20 protein-coding genes and 1 pseudogene are annotated in these 23994 nt (G+C 70.8%); 14 read left to right on the forward strand and 7 right to left on the reverse strand.

Annotated elements, in window-relative coordinates:
* Nucleotides 1-2 precede the first annotated feature (2 nt).
* Nucleotides 3-449 (reverse strand): prepilin-type N-terminal cleavage/methylation domain-containing protein, encoded by a 447-nt coding sequence (locus tag H537_RS0128265; protein ID WP_029000546.1) that lies wholly within the window; start codon nt 447-449, stop codon nt 3-5.
* 50 nt (nt 450-499) lie between these two features.
* Nucleotides 500-934 (reverse strand): type II secretion system major pseudopilin GspG, encoded by a 435-nt coding sequence (gspG, locus tag H537_RS0128270; protein WP_029000547.1) that lies wholly within the window; start codon nt 932-934, stop codon nt 500-502.
* Between the two features lie 41 nt (nt 935-975).
* Between gspG and H537_RS55145 the strand changes: the two genes are divergently transcribed.
* On the forward strand, nt 976-1656 hold the full coding sequence (locus H537_RS55145) for a hypothetical protein (protein WP_051243399.1): 681 nt from the start codon (nt 976-978) through the stop codon (nt 1654-1656).
* A 67-nt stretch (nt 1657-1723) separates the two neighbouring features.
* Here H537_RS55145 and ilvA read toward each other — a convergent pair whose 3' ends face one another.
* Nucleotides 1724-3292: a threonine ammonia-lyase, biosynthetic gene (ilvA, locus tag H537_RS0128280; RefSeq protein WP_029000548.1), complete on the reverse strand. Its 1569-nt coding sequence runs from the start codon at nt 3290-3292 to the stop codon at nt 1724-1726.
* A gap of 343 nt (nt 3293-3635) precedes the next feature.
* Between ilvA and H537_RS0128285 the strand changes: the two genes are divergently transcribed.
* Nucleotides 3636-4058 (forward strand): OsmC family protein, encoded by a 423-nt coding sequence (locus H537_RS0128285; RefSeq protein WP_029000549.1) that lies wholly within the window; start codon nt 3636-3638, stop codon nt 4056-4058.
* 35 nt (nt 4059-4093) lie between these two features.
* Here H537_RS0128285 and coq7 read toward each other — a convergent pair whose 3' ends face one another.
* Nucleotides 4094-4741, reverse strand: a complete 648-nt coding sequence (gene coq7, locus H537_RS0128290; RefSeq protein WP_029000550.1) for a 2-polyprenyl-3-methyl-6-methoxy-1,4-benzoquinone monooxygenase — start codon at nt 4739-4741, stop codon at nt 4094-4096.
* Between coq7 and H537_RS0128295 the strand changes: the two genes are divergently transcribed.
* Nucleotides 4740-6125 (forward strand): porin, encoded by a 1386-nt coding sequence (locus H537_RS0128295; protein WP_084150999.1) that lies wholly within the window; start codon nt 4740-4742, stop codon nt 6123-6125. The genes coq7 and H537_RS0128295 overlap by 2 nt on opposite strands.
* 163 nt (nt 6126-6288) lie before the next feature.
* Here the strand turns inward: H537_RS0128295 and lysA are convergent, their stop codons facing one another.
* Both lysA and lptM read right to left on the reverse strand, forming a co-directional pair.
* Entirely contained in the window at nt 6289-7572 is a 1284-nt protein-coding gene (lysA, locus tag H537_RS0128300; protein ID WP_029000552.1) for a diaminopimelate decarboxylase, read from the reverse strand.
* Nucleotides 7569-7733: an LPS translocon maturation chaperone LptM gene (gene lptM / locus H537_RS51605; RefSeq protein WP_238446829.1), complete on the reverse strand. Its 165-nt coding sequence runs from the start codon at nt 7731-7733 to the stop codon at nt 7569-7571. The genes lysA and lptM overlap by 4 nt, the downstream gene beginning before the upstream one ends.
* Nucleotides 7734-7784: 51 nt before the next feature.
* Here lptM and cyaY point away from each other — a divergent pair, with 51 nt between their 5' ends.
* Nucleotides 7785-8138, forward strand: a complete 354-nt coding sequence (cyaY, locus tag H537_RS0128310; RefSeq protein ID WP_029000553.1) for an iron donor protein CyaY — start codon at nt 7785-7787, stop codon at nt 8136-8138.
* A gap of 99 nt (nt 8139-8237) precedes the next feature.
* On the opposite strand, the gene H537_RS0128315 is transcribed toward cyaY, so the two are convergent.
* Nucleotides 8238-10619 carry a penicillin-binding protein 1A gene (locus tag H537_RS0128315; RefSeq protein WP_084151001.1) on the reverse strand — a complete coding sequence of 794 codons (2382 nt, stop codon included), beginning with the start codon at nt 10617-10619 and terminating at the stop codon, nt 8238-8240.
* Nucleotides 10620-10838: 219 nt separating this feature from the next.
* Between H537_RS0128315 and pilM the strand changes: the two are divergent.
* The 10 genes and pseudogenes from pilM (at nt 10839) to H537_RS0128365 (ending at nt 23970) form a co-directional block, all read left to right on the forward strand.
* Nucleotides 10839-11952: pseudogene (gene pilM, locus H537_RS46000) on the forward strand (type IV pilus assembly protein PilM).
* Nucleotides 11952-12629 carry a PilN domain-containing protein gene (locus H537_RS46005; protein WP_051243405.1) on the forward strand — a complete coding sequence of 226 codons (678 nt, stop codon included), beginning with the start codon at nt 11952-11954 and terminating at the stop codon, nt 12627-12629. Before pilM ends, H537_RS46005 begins: the two are co-directional and overlap by 1 nt.
* Nucleotides 12630-12635: 6 nt before the next feature.
* Nucleotides 12636-13301, forward strand: coding sequence for a type IV pilus inner membrane component PilO (locus tag H537_RS46010; RefSeq protein WP_051243408.1), 666 nt, complete (start codon nt 12636-12638; stop codon nt 13299-13301).
* Nucleotides 13298-13843: a pilus assembly protein PilP gene (locus tag H537_RS0128335; RefSeq protein ID WP_029000555.1), complete on the forward strand. Its 546-nt coding sequence runs from the start codon at nt 13298-13300 to the stop codon at nt 13841-13843. The genes H537_RS46010 and H537_RS0128335 overlap by 4 nt, the downstream gene beginning before the upstream one ends.
* Entirely contained in the window at nt 13840-15396 is a 1557-nt protein-coding gene (locus H537_RS46015) for a type IV pilus secretin PilQ (protein ID WP_084151002.1), read from the forward strand. Before H537_RS0128335 ends, H537_RS46015 begins: the two co-directional genes overlap by 4 nt.
* Nucleotides 15397-15478: 82 nt before the next feature.
* Nucleotides 15479-16057, forward strand: coding sequence for a shikimate kinase (locus tag H537_RS46020; RefSeq protein ID WP_259375248.1), 579 nt, complete (start codon nt 15479-15481; stop codon nt 16055-16057).
* A gap of 9 nt (nt 16058-16066) precedes the next feature.
* Entirely contained in the window at nt 16067-17161 is a 1095-nt protein-coding gene (aroB, locus tag H537_RS0128350; RefSeq protein WP_029000556.1) for a 3-dehydroquinate synthase, read from the forward strand.
* Between the two features lie 67 nt (nt 17162-17228).
* Nucleotides 17229-18368, forward strand: coding sequence for a deoxyguanosinetriphosphate triphosphohydrolase (locus H537_RS0128355; RefSeq protein ID WP_029000557.1), 1140 nt, complete (start codon nt 17229-17231; stop codon nt 18366-18368).
* Between the two features lie 11 nt (nt 18369-18379).
* Nucleotides 18380-19075: a transposase gene (locus tag H537_RS0128360; RefSeq protein WP_029000558.1), complete on the forward strand. Its 696-nt coding sequence runs from the start codon at nt 18380-18382 to the stop codon at nt 19073-19075.
* Nucleotides 19076-19209: 134 nt separating this feature from the next.
* The gene (locus H537_RS0128365) at nt 19210-23970 is read left to right on the forward strand and encodes a glutamate synthase-related protein (RefSeq protein WP_029000559.1); all 4761 of its coding nucleotides are present in this window, start codon (nt 19210-19212) and stop codon (nt 23968-23970) included.
* Nucleotides 23971-23994: the final 24 nt, after the last annotated feature.

Consider the following 23994-nt stretch of genomic DNA (forward strand, 5'->3'; position numbering starts at 1 on the left):
GTTCATGGCCGCGGCGTCTCCACGACGACGAAGGGCCCCAGGCCGTCGGTGGCCAGCGTCAGGTTGCGCTCCGCCAGCCGCAGCACGAGGCGCTGCGCTCCGATCAGCGGCTCGGGCCCCAGGCGCAGCGCGCGCGCGCCCAGGATCTCGGCGCTGGTGCGGCTGTCGAGCCACTGCGTGGGCATCTTCACCGCGGGGGGCAGGTTGACGAAGCGGAAGGCGCCGTCGGTGTTGCCGGCCGAGGCCAGCTCGAAGCGCGCCGGCAGCCCGGCCGCGCGCGCCTGGGCGCGGGCCGATTCCAGCAGCGCGGACAGCCGCGCCGCCTCCTGGTCCAGCGTCTTGGCGTCGGCATCGCGCAGCGCCAGGCTGCTGACGCCGGCGGCGATGGCGATGATCGCCACCACCACCATCAGCTCGATGAGCGTGAAGCCGCGCTGCCTGCGGGTCATGGTGGCTGCCGGAGGGGGAAGGCGGAAAGGGTACCGCCGGGCCAGGGCGTTTACTGCCAGGAGCCGACGTCGGCGTTGTTGCCTTCGCCGCCGGGCTGGCCGTCGGCGCCGAAGCTGAAGACGTCCACCTCGCCCTTCACGCCCGGGTTCACGTACTGGTAGGGCCGGCCCCAGGGGTCGTTGGGCAGCTTCTCCACGTACGCGCGCCAGTTGGGCGGCACGGTGCCGGTGGTGGGCTTGCGCACCAGCGCTTCCAGGCCCTGGCTCGCTTCCGGGTAGCGCAGGTTGTCGAGCTTGTAGAGCTTGAGAGCCTGCATCAGGTTGTTGACGTCGGTGCGCGCGGCGGTCACGCGGGCATCGTCGGCACGGTTGAGCACGTTGGGCACGATCAGCGCCGCCAGCACGCCGATGATCACCAGCACCACCATCAGCTCGATGAGCGTGAAGCCGCGCTCGCGCCGCGGTTTGGAAGAAGAAACAGGCATGGCTACCACGCAAGTCAAGGGGGCGCCATGATAATCGCCGCATGCAAGCCCGCCTGACCGCCTTCCTGCTCTGGGCCGCCGTTGCCGCCACGATCGTGTTCTGGGGGCTGCGGCTTGGCGCCCGCGCCCCGTCCGTGCCCAGGCAGGCGGTGCCGGTGTCCACCGCCGCGGGCGCGCGCGGCGACCTGGACCGGCTGCTGGGCCACGACGCACCGGCTGCGGCCGAGGAAGCGCCGGTGTCGGCGGACGCCGGCCGCTTCCAGCTCGTGGGCGTGGTGGCTCCGCGCGGCAATGGCGGCGACACCGAGGGCCTGGCCGTGATCGCCGTGGACGGCAAGCCCGCGCGCACCTACCGCGTCGGCGGGGCCGTGGACGATCGCTGGGTGCTGCAGTCGGTGCGCACGCGCGGCGCCTCGCTGGGCCCGCGCGGCGGCAATGCTCAGGTCCAGCTGGAGCTGCCGCCGCCGCCCGTGGCCAGCACCGGCACGCTGCCGGCGGCCGGCAGCGATGAACCGGCCGCGGCGGCGCAGCCCGGCCGGCTGCCGCCCAACGGCGCCGCGCCGCGCAACCTGCCGCCGGGCCAGATGCCGCCAGGCATGGCGCGGCAGCAGATCCCGCAGCAGCAGATGCCTCAGGACCTGCCGCAGGACATGCCGGTGCAGGAGGCCCCGGTGCAGCAGGAGGCGGAGCCGGCCGATCCGGCGCAAGGGCAGGGCGGCTGACACGCCGCACCCGCCCCGCAGGGCGGGCGGTGAAAGGCCCGCCGGGCCTTGCGCACGCCAGGGCGCTTCAGCGCAGGAAGAGGCGGTAGACCGGGTTGTCGGTCTCGTCCACGCAGGGATAGTCCAGCGTGTCGAGGAAGCGCTTGAGCGCGGCGCGATCGCCGCGCGGCACTTGGATGCCTACCAGGATGCGGCCGTAGTCGGCGCCCTGGTTGCGGTAGTGGAAGAGGCTGATGTTCCAGTCCGGCTGCATCGCCTCCAGGAAGCGCAGCAGCGCGCCCGGCCGCTCGGGGAAGGTGAAGCGGAACAGCCGCTCGTCGCGGGCCAGTTCGGAGCGCCCGCCCACCATGTGGCGCAGGTGCTGCTTGGCCAGCTCGTCGTCGGTCAGGTTCAGCGTGGTGAAGCCGTGGCGCTCGAAGTTGCGCGCCAGCTTGTCGGCCTCCTCGCGCTTGCTGATGCCGATGCCCACGAACACGTGCGCCACCTGCTGGTCGGAGATGCGGTAGTTGAACTCCGTGACCTGGCGCGGATGCGCCGGCGTGCCGATGGCCTCGCAGAAGCGCCGGAACGAGCCGCGTTCCTCGGGAATGGTGACCGCGAACAGCGCCTCGCGGTGTTCGCCGACCTCCGCGCGCTCGGCCACGAAGCGCAGCCGGTCGAAGTTCATGTTGGCGCCGCAGGTGATGGCGGCAAAGGTGCGGCCCTTGAGCTTGTGCTGGTCGACGTACTTCTTGATTGCCGCCACGCCCATGGCACCGGAGGGCTCGACGATGCTGCGCGTGTCCTGGAACACGTCCTTGATGGCGGCGCAGACCTCGTCGTTGTCCACCACCACGAAGTCATCCACCAGCTCGCGCGCGATGCGGAAGGTCTCCTCGCCCACCAGCTTGACCGCCGTGCCGTCGGCAAACAGGCCCACGTCGCTGAGCTGCACGCGCTTCTTGGCGCGCACCGAGCGCACCATGGCGTCGGAATCGACGCTCTGCACGCCGATGACCTGGATCTCCGGGCGCACCGCCTTGATGTAGGCCGCCACGCCGCTGATGAGGCCGCCGCCACCGATGGCCACGAACACCGCGTCCAGCGGACCCTGGTGCTGGCGCAGCAGCTCCATGGCGATGGTGCCCTGGCCGGCGATGACGTCCGGGTCGTCGAAGGGGTGCACGAAGGTGAGGCCGCGCTCCTTTTCCAGCGCGCTGGCGTGCAGCGCGGCGTCGGAATAGCTGTCGCCGTGCAGCACCACCTCGCCGCCGAGCTGCTGCACGGCGTCGATCTTCACGCGCGGGGTGGTCACGGGCATCACGATCACGGCCTTGCAGCCCAGCCGCTTGGCCCCCAGCGCCACGCCCTGCGCGTGGTTGCCAGCGGAGGCGCAGATCACGCCGCGCGCGAGCTGCTCGGCCGAGAGGTGCGCCATCTTGTTGTAGGCGCCGCGCAGCTTGAAGCTGAACACCGGCTGCTGGTCCTCGCGCTTGAGCAGCACCTGGTTGCCCAGGCGGCGCGAGAGGTTGCGCGCCAAATCCAGCGGCGATTCCACCGCCACGTCGTAGACCTTGGCGGTCAGGATCTTCTTGAGATAGTCCGGCGCGGAGGCCGCTGCCTTGCGGCTCTGGACAGGGGGTCGGCGGCCGACCATGGGCGATGCTCCTCGGGCTGTGTCTGTGTAACAGGGCGCCGGATCATAAGCGCCGTCGCCAACCGGCCCCGGAGGCACGCGCGCCGCGGTCCATGCGGCCAAAAAAAAGCCCAGGGGGTTTGCCCTGGGCTTGAATCCACCAATGGAGGAGGTGGAGGAGACAACCTGCATCTGCCAACTTCGGGAATGTCCCGATGCAGACAACGCCTTCAGTGTATCCACGTTTGTGCTGCGATGCAATATCTCCATCCGCAAAAACCCGCATACCACCACCGGTTCCCGGCGGGGTGCGTTGCAGAATGCACGCTTTTCAGACAGGACGCCCCGGCGTGGGCTTGCGACGATGGAATGCACGATCAACTGGGTGCCCGCCAGCGGCATGGCTTTCGTGGCCGAGACGGGCAGTGGCCACTTGCTGACCATGGATGGCGCCCCAGACGGCGGCGGGCGCAACCTGGCGCCGCGCCCGATGGAAACCCTGCTGGCCGGCGCTGGCGCCTGCACCGCGTACGACGTGGTACTGATCCTCAAGCGCGGTCGGCACGAGGTCAGCGGCTGCCAGCTCAAAGTCAGCTCCGAGCGCGCGACGACGGACCCCAAGGTGTTCACCAAGATTCACCTTCACTTCGTCGTCAGCGGCCGCAAGCTGCCGGCCGCGGCAGTGGAGCGCGCCATTGCGCTGTCACACGAGAAGTACTGCTCGGCCACCATCATGCTCGGCCGCACCGCCGAGGTGACGACGGGCTACGAGATCGTCGAAGCCTGATGTCCTGATGCCGTACCGGCGCGCCGCCGTTCGGCTCAGATGTAGTGCGCCGTGGTGGTCATCACCTTGGCTGCGGCGCGCATGAGGCCACGCACCGGTGCGGGCAGCTCCATGCCGCCGGCGGCCAGCGCGTTGTCGGCGTGGCGCGCCTCGTCCACCTTCATCTGCTCGACGATGGCGCGCGAGGCGACATCAACTTCGGGCAGCCGCTGCAGGTGGCTCGCCAGGTGCTGCTCCACCTGACGCTCGGTTTCCACCACGAAGCCCAGGCTCACGCGGTCACCCAGCCGTCCTGCGAGCATCCCGATGCCGAAGGCGCCGGCGTACCACAGCGGGTTGAGCAGGCTCGGGCGCGAGCCCAGTTCGTCCAGCCGCTGCTGCGTCCAGGCCAGATGGTCGATTTCCTCGCGCGCGGCCTGCGCCATTTGCTCGCGCAACGATGGCGAGCGCGCCGTCAGCGCCTGCGCCTGGTACAGCGCCTGGGCGCAGACCTCTCCCACATGGTTGACGCGCATGAGCGCACCAGCCTCGCGTTTTTGCTCCTCGCTGAGCATGGCCGGCTCAGCGCCCGTGCCGGCGGCAACCGGCGTCGGCTGTGCCGCGTGCACGCTGCTGGTGACGGTGCGCAGCGCCCGGTCGAGTGAAGTCAGCCAGAGATCGAGAGCACTGAGCGAACGGGACATGGGCCTGGTTGCGATGGAAATCCCGGGAGTATGGCACTGCGGTGAAAGGGGGAGTCCCGTTGTGCGCAGGCAACAGGCTTGTTCGCTTTTTGGCCGCTTTCCTTGGCAATCGGAAAGACCGTCTGGTGCAATAGCGCCAGCTTCCGCTGAGGAGGTTGGCCTGATCAGCACTCAAGCGCCCACCGTCAGGGCGCCGTATCGGGACCTCTTGTCAACAACCCTGGAGATACTGCAAATGAAGAAATCTCTGATCGCCCTGGCCGCGCTGGGCGCGTTCGCCGGTGCTGCTTCGGCCCAGTCGTCGGTCACGCTGTATGGTCTGCTGGACCTCAACTATCAGTTCATCAAGGCTGGCGATTCCGCCTCGCTCGGCACGGCTGCCGGCTCTGACATCAACAAGCTGTCCGACGGCAACGATTGGGGTCCGGGCTCGCGCTGGGGCCTGCGTGTTGCCGAGGACCTGGGTTCGGGTCTGAAGGCCAACGTGGTGCTGGAGTCGGGCTTCACGTCCGACAACGGCGCGTCTGGCCAGAACGGCCGCCTGTTCGGCCGCCAGGCTTTCGTGTCGCTGGCTTCCGCCACCCTGGGCGAAGTCCGCCTGGGCCGCCAGTACACCCTGCATGACGAAGTGCAGCTGCTGACCAACCCGTTCGGCAACGCCACCATCCTGAACCCGGGCGGCGGCGGCGGCTACGCCACGGCCGGCACGCTGGCTGCGCCGACGGGCACGAGCCGCCTGCCGCTGTTCATCGACGCCGTGCGTCAGGACAACGCCGTGCAGTACATCTCGCCGAGCTTCGCGGGCTTCCGCGTGCAAGGCATGGTGGCTGCTGGCGAAGGCGTGTCTGACCGCTATCAAGGCGTGAAGGGCACGTATGCCAACGGTCCGCTGAACGTGGGTCTGTCCTACGAGCAGAGCCATGCCCGCGTGCCGGTCGGTGGCCTGAGCAACGTCAACAAGATCGTTGAGCTGGGCGCCAACTACGACTTCGGCGTGGTCAAGCTGTTTGGCGGCTTCCAGCAGGGCAAGGACCTGACCATCGGCTCCGGCGCGCCCGGCGGTGCCGGCAACGGTTCCCAGATCGGCAGCCTGACCATCCCGGCGGTCGGTGGCGCTGCCTTCGTCGCCAACAAGCTGCGTGCTGGCACCGTGGGCGTTTCCGTGCCCTTCGGCGCCATCACCCTGGCTGCCAACTACACCCAGGCCAAGTACGAGAACGCCGCCGGTCTGGACCGCACCCTGGGCCGCGTCGGCATCGGCGCCACCTACGCCCTGTCGAAGCTGACCACGCTGTACACGGCTTACGGCCAGTCCACCGGCGACCTGAAGGACGCCGTCCTGGAGAAGCAAGTGTTCCAGCTGGGCCTGCGCAAGGCCTTCTGATCGCACAGAATCAGAAATTGCGGGCCGGCCCGTCCGGCCCTTGCCTCAAGGCGTCCTTCGGGACGCCTTTTTTCATGAGCCGTTGCGCAGGCAACGCCAGGCTCGCAAAAAAGCCGCCGGTCCCTCGCAGGCGCGGCGGCTTTCGCCTTGGCGGCAGCGATGCTCAGCCGATGAGCCGCTCGTGCGCGAACAGGTCTTCCACCTTCTCGCGCTCGCGGATGCACCAGGCCTGCGAGCCCTCGACCATCACCTCCGCCGCGCGCGGCCGGGTGTTGTAGTTGCTCGCCATGCTCATGCCGTAGGCGCCCGCGGACAGCACGGCCAGCACGTCGCCCTCGCGCACGGCCAGCGTGCGCTCGCGGCCCAGCCAGTCGCCGGACTCGCACACCGGCCCCACCACGTCCCAGGTCTCGGCCGCTTCGCCGGCACGCTCGACGCACGGCACGATGCCCATCCAGGCTTCGTACATCGCCGGGCGCATCAGGTCGTTCATGGCCGCGTCCACGATGCAGAAGTGCTTGCCCTCGACTTCCGAAGGCTTGAGGTACTGCACCTCGGTCAGCAGCACGCCGGCGTTGCCCACCAGCGAGCGCCCGGGCTCCATCAGGATCTCGCGGTGACCGTGCCCGCGCGCGTCGATGCGCTCCAGCAGCGCCGTCACCAGCGCATCCGGCGTGGGCGGCGCTTCGTCGGTGTAGGTGATGCCCAGTCCGCCGCCCAGGTCCAGGTGGTGCAGCGTGATGCCTTGCGCCTCCACCGCCTCCACCAAGTCCAGCACGCGCTCCAGCGCGTCCAGGTACGGGCCGATCTCGGTGATCTGCGAGCCGATATGGCAGTCGATGCCCACGACCTCCAGGCCCGGCAGCGCCGCGGCGTGCTTGTAGACGTCCAGCGCGCGCTGGTGGCTGATGCCGAACTTGTTGCCCTTGAGGCCGGTGGAGATGTAGGGGTGCGTCTTGGCATCCACGTCCGGATTGACGCGCAGGCTCACCGGTGCGCGCCGGCCCATGCCCTGTGCCACCTGCGACAGCCGGTCGAGCTCGGCCTCGCTCTCGACGTTGAAGCAGCGCACGCCGGCCTGCAGCGCTTGGCGCATCTCGGCGGGCGTCTTGCCCACGCCCGAGAACACCACCTTGCCGGCATCGGCGCCCGCGGCCAGCACGCGCTGCAGCTCGCCGCCGGAGACGATGTCGAAGCCGCAGCCGGCCTGCGCGAAGAGCTGCAGCACCGCCAGGCTGGAGTTGGCCTTCATGGCGTAGCACAGCAGGTGCGCGCGCCCTGCCAGGGCCTTCTCGTAGGCCGCCAGCGCCGCGCGCATCGCGCCGCGCGAGTAGACGTACAGCGGCGTGCCGTGCTCGCGTGCGAGCGCGTCCAGCGCGCAGTCCTCGAAGTACAGCCGGCCATCGGCGCGGCGCTGCAGGAAGGGGGCTCCGGGCAGGGCGCTCATCGCGTCGCTCCCGGGTTGCTTGCCGGCGCAGAGGCCGCAGGCGCGGCCGCCGCGGGCGGGTTCTCGGGCAGGCGCAGCGGCCCCTTCTGGCCACAGGCCGCGAGGCTCGCCAATGCACCCACGGCCAGCAGCAGCTTGGCCGCGGTGCGGGTGCGGGGCACCGCTACACTCGATCGGAACTTCGTATTCATCTGGAAATTTTACCGACCGCCATGAGCGACACCCCCGCACAGCGCCTTTCGGACGCCGACTATCACCGCCTCAGCCACGCCGTGCTGGCCAGCGTGGAAGCGCAGATCGACCGCTGGCTGCAGGACGACGTGATCGACATCGACGCCGCCCGCACCGGCGGCCTGCTGGAGCTGGCCTTTCCCGGCGGCAGCAAGATCGTCCTCAACACGCAGCCGCCGCTGCAGGAGCTGTGGCTGGCCGCGCGCAGCGGCGGCTACCACTTCAAGCACGTCGACGGCCGCTGGATCGAGCGCGAAGGGCGCGACTTCTTCGACGTGCTCTCCGAGGCCGCCAGCACCCAGGGCGGCAAGCCGCTGCGCTTCACGGCGCCCTGACGCGCTGATGCCCGGCCACCGCGCGTGCGGCGGCCCCCATGAAAAACGCCGGCCCGAGGGCCGGCGTCGCTTTTTGACGGCCTGGAAGGCCGAGGGCCGTCAGCGGCGGAACAGGTCCAGGATCGAGCTGCGCTCCTCCTCGGAAGCCGCCGGTGCCGCGCCCTGCGGCGGACGATCCAGCCCCACGCCGGTGACGCCTTCGCCGTGGGCGTATTCCTCGTAGAACCACTCGCCGCCCTGGTTCACCACGCCCGGCGGCGGCTGGTACTCCTGCACCGGCACGTCGCGCAGCGCACGGCTCATGAACTCGATCCACACCGGCAGCGCCAGGCCGCCGCCGGTTTCGCGGTCGCCGAGCTTGCGCGGCTGGTCGTAGCCGATCCACACCACCGACACCAGCGAGGGCTGGAAGCCGGCGAACCAGGCGTCCATCGCGTCGTTGGTGGTGCCGGTCTTGCCGTAGAGGTCGGGGCGCTTGAGCGTGGCCTGCGCCTTGGCGGCGGTGCCCGAGCGCGTGATCTCCTGCAGCAGCGTGTCCATCACGAAGGCGTTGCGCGCGTTGAGCACGCGGTTTTCCTCCGTGAGCGCCTGCGGCGGGCTGTCGTGCAGCACGCGGCCGTCGGCATCGGTGACGCGGCGGATGAGCACCGGGTTGAGCAGGTGCCCGCCGTTGGCGAACACGCCATAGGCGCTGGCCATCTGCATCGGCGTTACCGAGCCTGCGCCCAGCGCCATGGTCAGGTAGGCCGGGTGCTTCTCGGCCTCGAAGCCGAAGCGCGTGATCCACTGCTGCGCGTTGTGCGTGCCCACGTGCTGCAGCACGCGGATGGAGACCATGTTCTTGGACTTGGCCAGCGCGCGGCGCAGCGTCATCGGGCCGTCGAAGGTGCCGTCGTAGTTCTTGGGCTCCCAGGGCTGGCTGCCGGTCGTGCCCGCGTCGAAGAACAGCGGTGAGTCGTTGACCACGGTGGCCGGCGTGAAGCCCTTTTCCAGCGCCGCCGAGTAGATGAAGGGCTTGAAGCTCGACCCCGGCTGGCGCCAGGCCTGCGTGACGTGGTTGAACTTGTTCTTGCGCCAGTCGAAGCCGCCCACCAGGGCGCGGATGGCGCCGTCGCGCGGGTCCAGCGCCACGAAGGCGCCTTCCACCTCGGGCAGTTGCGTCAGCATCCAGCTGTCCTTGGGCCCCTTGACGGCGCGCACCACCGCGCCGCGGCGGATCTGCTTCTGCGCCGCGGCCTTGTCCGACAGCCCCGAGGCCACCGGCTTGAGGCCGTCGCCCGTGACCGTGATCGACTCGCCCGACTGCAGCACCGCCACCACCTTGCGCGGCGAGGCTTCGAGCACCACCGCGGCGCGCAGGTCGTCGTTGTCCGGGTGCTCGTTGAGGGCCTCGGCGATGCGCAGGTCCAGCTCCTTGGGGTCCGAAGGCAGCACCACGTAGGCCTCGGGGCCGCGGTAGACCTGGCGCCGCTCGTAGTCCATGAGCCCACGGCGCAGCGCCTGGTAAGCCGTGCGCTGCTCCTCGGCATCGAGCGTGAGCTGCACGTTGAAGCCGCGCGTGTAGGCCTCGTCGCCGTACTGGCTGAACATGAGCTGGCGCGCCGTCTCGGCCACGTACTCGGCATGCACGGCCACCTCGGAGGGCGCGCGGTAGTGCAGCTGCTCGCGCTTGGCCTCCTCGTACTGGGCCTGCGTGATGAAGCCGCCGTCGAGCATGCGCTCGATGATGTACTGCTGGCGGATGGTGGCGCGGCGCGGGTTGGCGATGGGGTTGTAGGCCGAGGGCGCCTTGGGCAGCCCGGCCAGCATCGCGGCCTCGGCCACGCTCACCTTGTCCAGCGTCTTGCCGAAGTAGGTCTCGCTCGCGGCGGCGAAGCCGTAGGCGCGCTGGCCCAGGTAGATCTGGTTCATGTACAGCTCCAGGATGCGTTCCTTGCTGAGCTGCCGCTCGATCTTGAGCGCGAGCAGGATCTCGTAGATCTTGCGCGTGAAGGTCTTCTCGCTGGTGAGGTAGAAGTTGCGCGCCACCTGCATGGTGATGGTGGAGGCGCCCTGGCTCTTGGCCTCGCCGAAGTTGGCCAGGCCCGCGCGGATCACGCCCAGGTAGTCCACGCCGCCGTGCTGGTAGAAGCGCGCGTCCTCGATGGCCAGCACCGCGTCCTGCATCACCTTGGGGATCTGCGCGATGGGCATGAAGCGCCGGCGCTCCTCGCCGAACTCGCCCAGCAGCACGCCGTCGGCGGAGTAGATGCGCATGGGCAGCTTGGGCCGGTAGTCCGCCAGGCCGTCAATCTGCGGCAGCTGCGGATAGGCCACCGCCAGCGCGATGGTCACCAGCACCGCCGCCGACAGCGCCAACGCCACCGAAACGCCCAGCAGCAGCATCAGCGGACGCAGCACCCAGCGCGCCACGGGACTGCGGCGCACGGGGGTGGAACGGGGATCGGAAGAAGAGGAGGGCGGACGCCCGGGTTCGGTCATGAGGCGGGCTCGGCCAGGCAGAAAAGGGGTCGAATTATAGAAAACGGCCCTTGCACGGCCGGTTGCCGCGCTGCAATCCCGAGCCCGGCGGGGAACCCGTGAACCAGTAGCCCGGCGCTGCCCAGCCGGCATTTCCCTAGTGCCGTCCTCGGCACAGGTGCATAGCATTCAGTTACTTATGGATACGGCACGTTTCTCGTGGGGTCCGAAGTAAAGGCACTGCTGCGGCGCTGGCGCCCCGGGCAAGGGGTGCCGCCGCTGCTCGGCGTGGACCTGGGCAGCAGCAGCGTGCGGCTGGTGGAGCTGAGCGGCGATGCCCGGCAGCCGGTACTGGAATGCCTGGCGCGCGAGCCGCTGGACAAGGGCTGGATCAACGACGGCCAGATCGAGGACTTCGACGCCGTCACCGAGGCCGTGCGGCGTGTGGTGCAGCGCAGCGGCACGCGCACGCGCCGGGTGGCGCTGGCGCTGCCGGCCTCCGCCGTGATCACGCAGCACCTGCGCCTGCCCGCCGGGCTGTCCGAGACGGCGCTGGAGCAGCAGGTGGCGGTCGAGGCGCAGCAGCACCTGCCCTTCGCGCCGGAGGAAATGAGCCTGGACTTCTGCATCGTGGGCGCCGGCGAGGGCGGCGTGGAGGTGCTGGCCGCGGCCTCGCGCAAGGACCGGGTGGAGGACCGCCAGGGCCTGGCCGAGGCCGCGGGGGCTGGAGCCGGTGCTGCTGGACGTGGAGTCGCACGCTGCCCACCGCGCGCTGGCCCGCTGCGCGGCGCTGCTGCCCGAGGTGGACGAGGCAAGTGAGGCGGACGCGCCCATCGCCCCCGGCCCGCGAGGCGCCGGCACGCCGCCGGTGGCGCTGTTCGAGATCGGCGCCTTCGCCACCACGCTGAAGCTGCTGCGCGGCGAGGACCTTCTCTACGAGCGCGACCAGGCCGTGGGCGGCGCGCAGTACACCCGGCTGATCGCGCGCCAGCTCGGCCTGGGCTTCGACGTGGCCGAGCAGATGAAGCTGGACGGCGCGGTGCCCGAGGACCTGGCACCGGCGCTGCAGGCGGATTTCGTGGACGGCCTGGCGCAGGAGCTGGCGCGGGCCTTGTCGATCGCCTTCACCAGCGGCCCCTGCCAGCAGGTGCGCTGCGTGATGCTGGCCGGTGCCACCGCCGCGCTGCCCGGGCTGGCGGTGCGCATGGGCCAGCTCACCGGCTTCGAAACCCGGGTGGCCGATCCCTTCGCGGCCATGGCGCCCGGCGCGGCGGTGCACGCCGCGTGGCTGCCGCGCGAGGCGCCGGGCTACCTCAAGGCCTGCGGACTGGCGCTGCGGCGCTTCCTACCGTGATGCTGCTCAACCTGTTTCCCTACCGCGAGTCGCGCCGGCGCCGGCGCCGCCAGGTCTTCAAGGTCCTGCTGGCCGCGGCGGCCGGCCTGGGCCTGCTGGCGGCGCTGCTGGGCTACGCCGCGCTGCAGCAGCGCACGGCGGCGCAGGAGCGGCGCAATGAGCTGCTGTCGGCCGAGATCGCCGCGCTGGACGCGCCGCTGTCGGCCGCGGCCCGGCTGCGTGCCGAGCTCACCGCGCTGCAGGGCCGCGTGCAGGGGCTGCAGGGCCTGCACTGGGAGCGCCGCCGCCCCGCGCAGCTGCTGGAAGCCCTGGCGCGCCACACGCCCGACGGCGTGCAGCTCACCATGCTGCGCCAGCAGGCGGAGCGCTTCACGCTGGGCGGCGTGGCGCAGGGCAGCGCCGAGGTGCAGGCGCTGGTGCACAACCTGTCGCAGGACACGGCGCTGCTGCAGCGGGTGGCGCTGGTGGAGATCAAGGCCGCCGCGCCGGCCGGCCGCGACGCGCGCCGGCTGTTCGATTTCACGCTGGAGTTTCGACTGCAGCCGCTGCCGGCCACGGCGGATGCCGGCGCCTCCGCGCCATCCCTGGCCGCCAGCAGCGCCGTCCCGGGCATGGCGCCGACCGTCCAGCCCGGCCCCACGGCGGGGCCGCCCGCGGCCATCCGCGCCGGAGCCTGAAAACCGATGAGCCTCCTGCCCACCTCATTCACCGCGGCCCGGCTGGCCGGTGCCTTCCGCGCGCTGGACTGGCGCGACCCGGCGCTGTGGCCGCCGCTGCCGCGCGGGCTGCTGTGCACCCTGGTGGCGCTGGGCGTGGCGCTGCCCGCGTGGGGGCTGCTGTCGGCCAGCGCCGGGGCCGACCTGGCGGCGGCGCGCGAGCGGGAGACGGCGCTGCGCCAGGCCTTCACGGCCAAGCTGGCACAAGCCGCGCAGCTCGCGCCGCTGCGGCAGCGCCGCCAGGACCTGCAGGACTTGGCTGCCGACCTGGAGCGCCGCCTGCCGCCGCCGGGCCAGCTCGACGCGCTGCTGTCCGCACTGCACTTGGCGGCGCAGCGCCACGGGCTGCAGGTGGAGCTGATCCGCCCCGAGCCGGCGCAGCCCCGCGCCCACCTGGCCGAGGTGCCGATCGCGCTGCGGCTCTCGGGCCGCTTCCACGCCCTGGGCGCCTTTGCCGCCGACGTGGCGGCGCTGGAGACGCCCGTGACGCTGCACGCGCTCCAGGTGGGCGCCGGCAGCCGCGAGGCCGTGGCGACGCTCGAAGCCTCGGCGCGGGCCTGGCGCCGGCTGGACGCCGCGGAGGCGCCGCGCCCGGCCGCGTTGCCTGGCTCGGTGTCAGGAGCGACGCCGTGAGGCCGCAACGCCCGGCGGTCGTCCTCCTGTTTCCGGTGATGCTGGCCGGCTGCGGCGACGACACGCAGGACCTGCGCGACTGGATCGCCCGCGAGCGCCAGGCCGCGGTGGCGCCCGCGCTGCCGCCCTGGTCCGCGGCCGAGGCGCCGTCGCCGTCGCCTTACCGGGGCCACGAGGCGCCGGACCCTTTCGACCCGCAGCGTCTGGCCCCGGCGCCCCCGCCGGTGCCAGTTGCCGTGGCGGCGTCCCCGGCGCCCGGCGCGGCACCGCTGCCGCCCGCCGGCGCGCCGCTGGAGGCCTATCCGCTGGAATCGCTGCGCATGGTGGGCAGCCTGGTGCGCGAGGGCCGCACGCTGGCGCTGGTACGCGCGCAGGGCACGCTGCATACGGTGCAGCCCGGCGACCGGCTCGGCGGCCCGCACGGCGGCCGGGTCGTGCGCATCACCGAAAGCGCGATCACGCTGCACGAACGGGTGCGGGACGCCCAGGGCGCCTGGACCGAGCGCAGTACCACGCTGGCCCTGCAGGAGACGCCACGATGAGCCTTCGAGCAGTCCGCGCAGTCCCCGGGTGTGTGCTTTTCCTGGCCGCCGCGCTGCCATCGGCGGCGCCGGCCCAGCCCGATGCCCCGGCCGTGGCGGCGGTGGCCGCGGCGCTGCCCTCAGCCGCCGCGCGCCCCATTCCCGGCGCGGCGGCCAGCTACGGTGGCGAAAGGCTGTCACTGAACTTCCGCGACATCGAGGTGCGCGCGGTGCTGCAGGTGATTGCCGAGTTCACGGGGCTGAACATCGTCACCAGCGACAGCGTCACTGGCTCCGTCACGCTGCGGCTCAAGGACGTGCCTTGGGACCAGGCACTGGAGACCGTGCTGCAGACCAAGGGCTTGTCCATGCGCCGCAGCGGCGCGGTGGTGTGGGTGGCGCCGCGCGAGGAGGTGCTGGCGCGCGAGGCGACGGAGCTGGAGACGCAGAAGCGCTTGGCCGAGCTGGAGCCGCTGCAGACGCGCGCCTTCCAGCTCAACTACGCCAAGTCCGAGGCGGTGGCGCGCGCCCTGGCCGGACAGAACCCAGCATCGCCGCCCGCGCCCGGCGGGGCCACCGCCGCGGCACTGGCCCCGCTGTTCGGCGGCACGGCCGCGCCGCCGCCCGCCACGCGGCTGCTGTCCTCGCGCGGCAGCGTGCTGGCCGAGCCGCGCACGAATCAACTCTTCGTCACCGACGTGCCCACGCGGCTGGTGGAAGTGCAGGCGCTGATCGGGCGCATCGACATACCGGTGCGGCAGGTGCTGATCGAGGCGCGCATCGTCGAGGCGGACGAGCGCTTCGGCCGCGCGCTGGGCGTGCGGCTGGGCGCCACGGACCTGCGCGCCGCCGCGGGCCAGCGGCCCGGCTTCGGGCTGGGCGGCGGCAACGGCATCGCCCCGGGCGGCAACTACGACGCGGTGGGCGCCGCCACGGGGCAGGGCGCCACCGCCGCCTACGCCGACAGCCGCTTCGTCAGCCTGCCGGCCAACACCGGCGCGCTGGGCACCACGGCGCCGGCCGCCACCTTCGCGCTCACGCTCTTCAGCCCGTCGGCGCACCGCTTCCTCAACCTGGAGCTCTCGGCGCTGGAAGCCGACGGGCGCGGGCGCGTGGTGTCCAGCCCGCGCGTGCTCACGGCCGACCAGGTGAAGGCCGAGATCGAGCAGGGCGAGGAGATCCCGTACGCCTCCGGCACCTCCAGCGGCGCCACGCAGGTGGAATTCAAGAAGGCCAGCCTGCGCCTGGAAGTCACGCCGCAGATCACGCCCGAAGGCCAGCTGATCCTGGACGTGCTCGTGAGCAAGGACAGCCGCGGCGCGATCACGCCCACCGGCCCGGCCGTGAACACCAAGCGCGTGCGCACGCAGGTGCTGGTGGAGGACGGCGGCACCGTGTCGCTGGGCGGCATCCTCACGCAGGAGGAGCGCCGCGACGTCAACAAGGTGCCGCTGCTGGGCGACCTGCCGGGCATCGGGGCGCTGTTCCGCGACACCGTGCGGCTGGAGAACAAGACGGAACTGCTGGTGTTCCTCACGCCGCGCGTGGTCGCGCCCGGCACGCCCGCACGCTGACGCGTCAGCGGGACGAAGGTGGGGGCGCGTCATACTCGCGCCTTTTCGCAGCCCGCAGCGCCTCTTCGCCGCCCTTCGCGCCGTGCCCCTGATCTCCCTCGTCGGCATGCCCGGCGGTGGCAAGTCCACCGTCGGGCGCCAGCTCGCCCGGCAGCTCGGCCTGCCCTTCCACGACTCCGACCACGAGATCGAGGTGCAGATCGGCATGTCGATCCGCTCCTATTTCGAGCTGCATGGCGAGCCGGCCTTCCGCGACATGGAGAGCCAGCAGATCGACCGGCTCACGCGCGGGGGCGAGTGCGTGCTGGCCACCGGCGGCGGCGCGCCGCTGCGGGAGCAGAACCGCCAGATGCTGCGCGAGCGCTCGCACGTGATCTACCTGCGCTCCACGCCGGAAGACCTGTTCCGCCGCCTGCGCCACGACACCTCGCGCCCGCTGCTGCAGGTCAAGGACCCGCTCAAGCGGCTGCGCGACCTGTTCCGAGAGCGCGATGGCGTGTACCTGCGCACGGCACATTTCGTGATCGAGACCGGGCGGCCCTCGGTGCCGGCGCTGCTGCAGATGATCCTGATGCAGCTGGAGCTCGCCGGCCTGGTGGACGCCTCGCGCGTGCCTTCGCCCATCGACCCCCACCACGGCCCGGAAGCGGGCCCTGCCTAGAATTTCCGCATGAATCCCGTCCCTCCGAGCCGCCTGCGCATCGACCTCGGCGAGCGCAGCTACGACATCCGCATCGGCTGCGGCCTGCTGTCCGACCCCGAATCCTGGAGCGGCCTGCCGCGCGCGTCGCAGGCGCTCATCGTCAGCAACACCACCGTGGCGCCGCTGTACGCGCAGCGGCTGCAGGAGGCGCTCGGCGCCCACCACGAGCGCGTGCTGCAGGTGGTGCTGCCCGACGGCGAGGCCCACAAGGACTGGAACACGCTCAACCTGATCTTCGACGCGCTGCTGGAGCAGGAGTGCGACCGCCGCACCGTGCTGTACGCGCTGGGCGGCGGGGTGGTGGGCGACATCACCGGCTTCGCCGCCGCCTGCTACATGCGCGGCGTGCCCTTCGTGCAGGTGCCCACCACGCTGCTGGCGCAGGTGGACTCCTCGGTGGGCGGCAAGACCGCCGTCAACCACCCGCGCGGCAAGAACATGGTCGGCGCCTTCTACCAGCCGCGGCGCGTGATCTGCGACCTGGACGTGCTGGACACGCTGCCGGCGCGCGAGCTCTCCGCGGGCCTGGCCGAGGTCATCAAGTACGGCCCCATCGCCGACCCGGCGTTCCTGGACTGGACCGAGCGCAACCTCGACGCGCTGCGCGCGCTGGACAAGGCGGCGCTGTCGCACGCGGTGCAGCGCAGCTGCGAGATCAAGGCGCAGGTGGTGGCGGCCGACGAGCGCGAGAGCGACCTGCGCGCGATCCTGAATTTCGGCCACACCTTCGGCCACGCCATCGAGGCCGGCATGGGCTACGGCGAGTGGCTGCACGGCGAGGCCGTGGGCTGCGGCATGGTGATGGCGGCCGAGCTGTCGGCGCGGCTGGGCCTGGTCGAGGCCGACTTCCCCGCGCGCATGCGGCGCCTGGTGGAGCGCGCCGGGCTGCCGGTGCAGGCGCCGGCCTTGCCCATCGAGCAGTGGCTGGCCCTGATGCGGCTGGACAAGAAGGCGCTGGCCGGCGAGATCCGCTTCGTGCTCATCGACGGCCTGGGCAAGGCGGTGCAGCGCGGCGCGCCGGAGAGCGTGGTGCGCGAGGTGATCCAGGCCTGCAGCGCCTGAGCCCGGCCCCCGGGCGCGCCGCCGGGCCGGCCGTTTCCCGCAAGGCTTGACACGGAAGGAACTGCCCATGCCCCTGGCGCCCTATGCCAGCGACCCGGCCCGCTCGCGCGGGCGGCGCCACCCGCAGACGGCCGCGCCCACGCGCAGCGAATACCAGCGCGACCGCGACCGCATCGTCCACAGCACGGCGTTCCGGCGCCTGGTCTACAAGACGCAGGTCTTCCTCAACCACGAGGGCGACCTCTACCGCACGCGGCTGACGCACTCGCTGGAGGTGGCGCAGCTCGGCCGCTCCATCGCGCGCACGCTGCGCCTGGACGAGGATCTGGTGGAGGCCATCGCGCTGGCGCACGACCTGGGCCACACGCCCTTCGGCCACGCCGGGCAGGACGCGCTCAACGACGCGCTGCGCGGGCACGGCGGCTTCGAGCACAACCTGCAGAGCCTGCGCGTGGTGGACCAGCTGGAGCAGCGCTACCCCGAGTACGACGGCCTGAACCTGAGCTTCGAGACCCGCGAGGGCATCCTCAAGCACTGCAGCCCGTCGAACGCCCGCAAGCTGGAGGCGCAGGAGCCCGGCGGCGTGGCGCGGCGCTTCATCGAGGGCACCCAGCCTTCGCTGGAGGCGCAGCTCACCAACCTGGCCGACGAGATCGCCTACAACGCGCACGACATCGACGACGGCGTGCGCTCGGGGCTGCTCACCATCGAGCAGGTGAGGGCGGTGCCGCTGTTCGCGCGCTTCCACGACTCGGCGCTCGCGGAGCACCCGACGCTGGCCGGGCGGCGGCTGCTGTTCGAGGCCATCCGCCGCATGCTCTCGCAGCAGATCTACGACGTGATCGGCGCCACGCAGGCGCGGCTGGAGAAGTACGCGCCCCGCAGCGCCGACGACGTGCGCCATGCGCCGCCGCTGGTGTGCTTCAGCGACGCCATGCGCGAGGAGAGCCGGCAGCTGAAGAGCTTTCTCATGCGCCACCTCTACCGCCATCCGCGGGTGATGGAGACCACGGGGCGCGCCAAGGAGGTCGTCCGGGCGCTGGTGGCGGCGTACCTGGACCGGCCCTCGGAAATGCCGCCCGATTTCGCGCAGCGCGCTGACCGGCCGCGCGCCGTGGCCGACTACATCGCCGGCATGACCGACCGTTTCGCGCTGCGCGAGCACGCGCGGCTGACCGGGGCGCCGGCCTTCGACTCCCCGCTCTAGACCTTCCCCGCATGGCCCGTCTCCCCCGCCTGGCGCTGGCCGGGCACCTGCACCACCTCGTCCTGCGCGGCAATGCCGGGCAGGCGCTGTTCGTCGACGACGAGGACCGGCAGCGCTGCCTGCAGATGCTGCGCGAGGCGCTGCGCGAGCATGGCGTGGCGCTGCACGGCTACGTGCTGCTGGAGGACAGCCTGCAGCTGCTGCTCACGCCCGACACCGACGCGGGCCTGAGCGCCGCCGTGCAGGCGCTGGGCCGGCGCTACGTCGCGGCCTTCAACCGCCGCCATGGCCGCGCGGGCACCCTATGGGAAGGGCGCTACCGCGCCACGGTGGCGCAGCCGCAGCGGCATTTCATCGCGCTGCTGACGCTGCTGGAGTGGCAGCCGCAGCGGCTGGGCCTCAGTGCCAGCGCGCTGGAATGGCCGTGGTCCAGCGCCGCGCACCACCTGGGCCGCCGGCGCGACCCGCTGGTGACGGACCACCCGCTGTTCTGGGCCACCGGCAACACGCCCTTCGAGCGTGAGCTCGCGCACCGCGCCCGGCTGGAGGCGGGGCTCCCCGAGGCCCAGGCGCGCAGCCTGATGGACGCCACGCTCAAGGGCTGGGCGCTGGGCGACGCCGCCTTCCTCGCCGCACTGGCTGCGCGCACTGAGCGGCCGCTGCAGCCGCGCCCGCGGGGCCGGCCGCGCAAAACTGCACCAATCTGAACTGTCCCTATTTTTCAATGCACGTCAGCGGTGCGATATTTAATTGTGGTCGTACCCCATTTTTTAGCACTTGAATCGGGGGGCTTCCTGCACTAGTCTCCGGGACTTCCCTGATTCCCTGATGGAGAGCGCCCATGAGCACGGCCGCCGGACCTACGAACAACACTGCTACGGCTGCCGAGATCGCGGCGCTGGCCGAGGGTGGTCTGTACCAGTCCACCAACGAGAAGGACGCCTGCGGCGTTGGTTTCGTGGCCCACATCAAGGGCCAGAAGGCGCACAGCATCGTCGAGCAGGGTCTGAAGATCCTGGAGAACCTGGACCACCGGGGTGCGGTCGGTGCCGACAAGCTCATGGGCGACGGCGCGGGCATCCTGATCCAGATCCCCGACGAGCTCTACCGTGCCGACATGGCGCGCCAGGGCGTGCAGCTGCCCCCGCTGGGCGAGTACGGCGTGGGCATGATCTTCCTGCCCAAGGAGCACGCCTCGCGTCTGGCGTGCGAGCAGGAGATGGAGCGCGCCATCAAGGCCGAGGGCCAGGTGCTGCTGGGCTGGCGCGACGTGCCGGTCAACCGTGAGATGCCGATGAGCCCCACGGTGCGCGCCAAGGAGCCGGTGATCCGCCAGGTCTTCATCGGCCGCGGCCCCGACCTGATCGTGCCGGACGCGCTGGAGCGCAAGCTGTACGTGATCCGCAAGACGGCTTCCGCCGCGATCCAGAAGCTCAAGCTGACGCACAGCCACGAGTACTACGTGCCCAGCATGAGCTGCCGCACGGTCATCTACAAGGGCCTGCTGCTGGCCGACCAGGTCGGCACCTACTACCTGGACCTGCAGGACGAGCGCACGACCTCGGCCCTGGCCCTGGTGCACCAGCGCTTCTCCACCAATACCTTCCCCGAGTGGCCGCTGGCGCACCCGTACCGGATGGTGGCCCACAACGGCGAGATCAACACCGTCAAGGGCAACTTCAACTGGATGCGCGCCCGCGAGGGCGTGATGAAGTCGCCGGTGCTGGGCGACGACCTGAGCAAGCTCTACCCGATCAGCTTCGAGGGCCAGTCGGACACCGCGACCTTCGACAACGCGCTGGAGCTGCTGAGCATGGCCGGCTACCCGCTGGCGCACGCGGCGATGATGATGATCCCGGAGGCCTGGGAGCAGCACACGCTCATGGACGAGCGCCGCCGCGCGTTCTACGAGTACCACGCCGCCATGATCGAGCCCTGGGACGGCCCGGCCTCGATGGTGTTCACCGACGGCCGCCAGATCGGCGCCACGCTGGACCGCAACGGCCTGCGCCCGGCGCGCTACATCGTCACCGACGACGACCTGGTGATCATGGCCTCGGAGACCGGCGTGCTGCCCATCCCCGAGAACCGCATCATCAAGAAGTGGCGCCTGCAGCCGGGCAAGATGTTCCTGATCGACTTCGAGCAGGGCCGCATCGTCGACGACGAGGAGCTGAAGAACCAGTTCGCCAGCGCCCGCCCGTACCGCCAGTGGATCGAGAACGTGCGCATCAAGCTCGACTCGATCGACGCCAAGGGCGAGATGCCGCAGCTCGCCGAGACGCTGCTGGACCGCCAGCAGGCCTTCGGCTACACGCAGGAAGACATCAAGTTCCTGATGGCCCCGATGGCCACCGCGGGCGAGGAAGGCACCGGCTCCATGGGCAACGACAGCCCGCTGGCCGTGCTGTCGGACAAGAACAAGCCGCTCTACAACTACTTCAAGCAGCTGTTCGCCCAGGTCACGAACCCGCCGATCGACCCGATCCGCGAGGCCATCGTGATGTCGCTCAACAGCTTCATCGGTCCCAAGCCCAACCTGCTGGACATCAACGCGGTGAACCCGCCGATGCGCCTGGAGGTGTCGCAGCCGGTGCTGGACTTCGACGACATGGCGCGCCTGCGCTCCATCGAGAAGAGCACCAACGGCAAGTTCAAGACCTATGAGCTGAACATCGTCTACCCGCTGGCCTGGGGCCACGAGGGCGTCGAGGCCAAGCTCGCCTCGCTGTGCGCCGAGGCCGTGGACGCGATCAAGAGCGGCCACAACATCCTGGTCATCACCGACCGCCGCATGGACCGCCAGAACGTGGCGATCCCCGCGGTGCTGGCGCTGTCCGCGATCCACCAGCACCTGGTGCGCGAGGGCCTGCGCACCACGGCCGGCCTGGTGGTGGAGACGGGCTCTGCGCGCGAGGTGCACCACTTCGCCGTGCTGGCGGGCTTCGGCGCCGAGGCCGTGCATCCGTACCTGGCGCTGGAGACGCTGGCGGAGATGCACCAGTCGCTGCCGGGCAACCTCAGCGCCGAGAAGGCCATCTACAACTACATCAAGGCGATCGGCAAGGGTCTCTCGAAGATCATGTCGAAGATGGGCATCAGCACGTACATGTCGTACTGCGGCGCCCAGATCTTCGAAGCCATCGGCCTGGACAAGGCGGTGGTGGACAAGTATTTCCGGGGCACCGCCAGCCAAGTGGGCGGCATCGGCGTGTTCGACATCGCCGAGGAAGCCATCCGCATGCACCGCGCGGCCTTCGGCGACGACCCGCTGCTGCAGTCCATGCTCGACACCGGCGGCGAGTACGCGTGGCGCGTGCGTGGCGAAGAGCACATGTGGACGCCCGACGCCATCGCCAAGCTCCAGCACTCCACGCGCTCGGGCAAGTTCGAGACGTACAAGGAGTACGCTCAGCTCATCAACGACCAGTCCCGGCGCCACCTGACGCTGCGCGGCCTGTTCGAGTTCAAGTTCGACCCGAGCAAGGCCATCCCGCTGGAGGAGGTGGAGCCCGCGGCGGAGATCGTCAAGCGCTTCGCCACCGGCGCCATGTCGCTGGGCTCGATCAGCACCGAGGCGCACTCGACGCTGGCCATCGCCATGAACCGCATCGGCGGCAAGAGCAACACCGGCGAGGGCGGCGAGGATCCGGCGCGCTACCGCAACGAGCTCAAGGGCATCGCGATCACCGACGGCACCAAGGTGTCGGACGTGGTGGGCAGCGAAGTGGTCGTGACCGACTACGCCATGAAGGCCGGCGACAGCCTGCGCTCCAAGATCAAGCAGGTCGCCTCGGGCCGCTTCGGCGTCACCACCGAGTACCTGGTCAGCGCCGACCAGATCCAGATCAAGATGGCCCAGGGCGCCAAGCCGGGCGAGGGCGGCCAGCTGCCGGGCGGCAAGGTGTCCGAGTACATCGGCTTCCTGCGCTACTCGGTGCCGGGCGTGGGCCTGATCTCCCCGCCGCCGCACCACGACATCTACTCGATCGAGGACCTGGCGCAGCTCATCCACGACCTCAAGAACGCCAACCCGCGCGCCGACGTGTCGGTGAAGCTGGTGTCGGAAGTGGGCGTGGGCACCATCGCCGCGGGCGTGGCCAAGTGCAAGGCCGACCACGTGGTGATCGCCGGCCATGACGGCGGCACGGGCGCCTCGCCCTGGTCGTCGATCAAGCACGCCGGCACGCCGTGGGAGCTGGGCCTGGCCGAGACGCAGCAGACGCTGGTGCTCAACCGCCTGCGCAGCCGCATCCGCGTGCAGGCCGACGGCCAGATGAAGACCGGCCGCGACGTGGTCATCGGCGCGCTGCTGGGTGCCGACGAGTTCGGCTTCGCCACCGCGCCGCTGGTGGTCGAGGGCTGCATCATGATGCGCAAGTGCCACCTCAACACCTGCCCGGTGGGCGTGGCCACGCAGGACCCGGTGCTGCGCGCCAAGTTCTCGGGCAAGCCCGAGCACGTGGTCAACTACTTCTTCTTCGTGGCCGAAGAGGCGCGCCAGCTCATGGCGCAGCTGGGCATCCGCAAGTTCGACGACCTGATCGGCCGCGCCGACCTGCTCGACATGAAGAAGGGCATCGAGCACTGGAAGGCGCAGGGCCTGGACTTCACCCGCATCTTCCACCAGCCGGTCGTGCCGGCCGAGGTGCCGCGACTGCACGTCGAGCTGCAGGAGCACGGCCTGGAGAAGGCGCTGGACCAGCGCCTGATCGAGAAGGCCCGCCCCGCCATCGAGCGCGGCGAGAAGGTGCAGTTCATGGAGCAGGTGCGCAACGTCAACCGCTCCGTGGGCGCGATGCTCTCGGGCGAGCTGATCCGCCACCGCCCCGAAGGCCTGCCCGACCAGAGCATCTTCGTGCAGATGGAAGGCACCGGCGGCCAGAGCTTCGGCGCGTTCCTGGCCCAGGGCATCACCTTCTACCTGATCGGTGAGGCCAACGACTACACCGGCAAGGGCATGTCGGGCGGCCGCATCGCGGTGCGTCCGAGCATCGAGTTCCGCGGCGACGCGACGCAGAACATCATCGTGGGCAACACGGTGCTGTACGGCGCCACGGCCGGCGAGGCCTTCTTCCGCGGCGTCGCGGGCGAGCGCTTCGCGGTGCGCCTGTCCGGCGCCTCTACGGTGGTGGAAGGCACGGGCGACCACGGCTGCGAGTACATGACCGGCGGCACGGTGGTCGTGCTGGGCAAGACCGGGCGGAACTTCGCCGCGGGCATGAGCGGCGGCCTCGCCTACGTCTACGACGAGGACGGCCAGTTCGCCAAGCGCTGCAACACCGCGATGGTGGCGCTGGAGAAGGTGCTGCCCGCCGACGAGCAGCGCGCCGCGCAGGACGCGGTGACCTTCCACAAGGGCCAGACCGACGAGGCGCTGCTGCGCAAGCTGGTGGAAGACCACCACAAGTGGACCGGCTCGCTGCGTGCGCGCGAGATCCTGGACAACTGGGCCGCCGCGCGCGCCAAGTTCGTCAAGGTGTTCCCGCACGAGTACAAGCGCGCCCTGGGCGAGATGGCGGCGCGCCGCGAGGCCGGCCAGACCATCGCCAAGGCCAAGGCGGTGGAGGCCAAGGCCGCCGGGAGCGTGCCCGCGAAGTAAAGGGGAAGCCGGCCCGCGGCAGCC

Source organism: Azohydromonas australica DSM 1124, from assembly GCF_000430725.1.
Classification (GTDB): domain Bacteria; phylum Pseudomonadota; class Gammaproteobacteria; order Burkholderiales; family Burkholderiaceae_C; genus Azohydromonas; species Azohydromonas australica.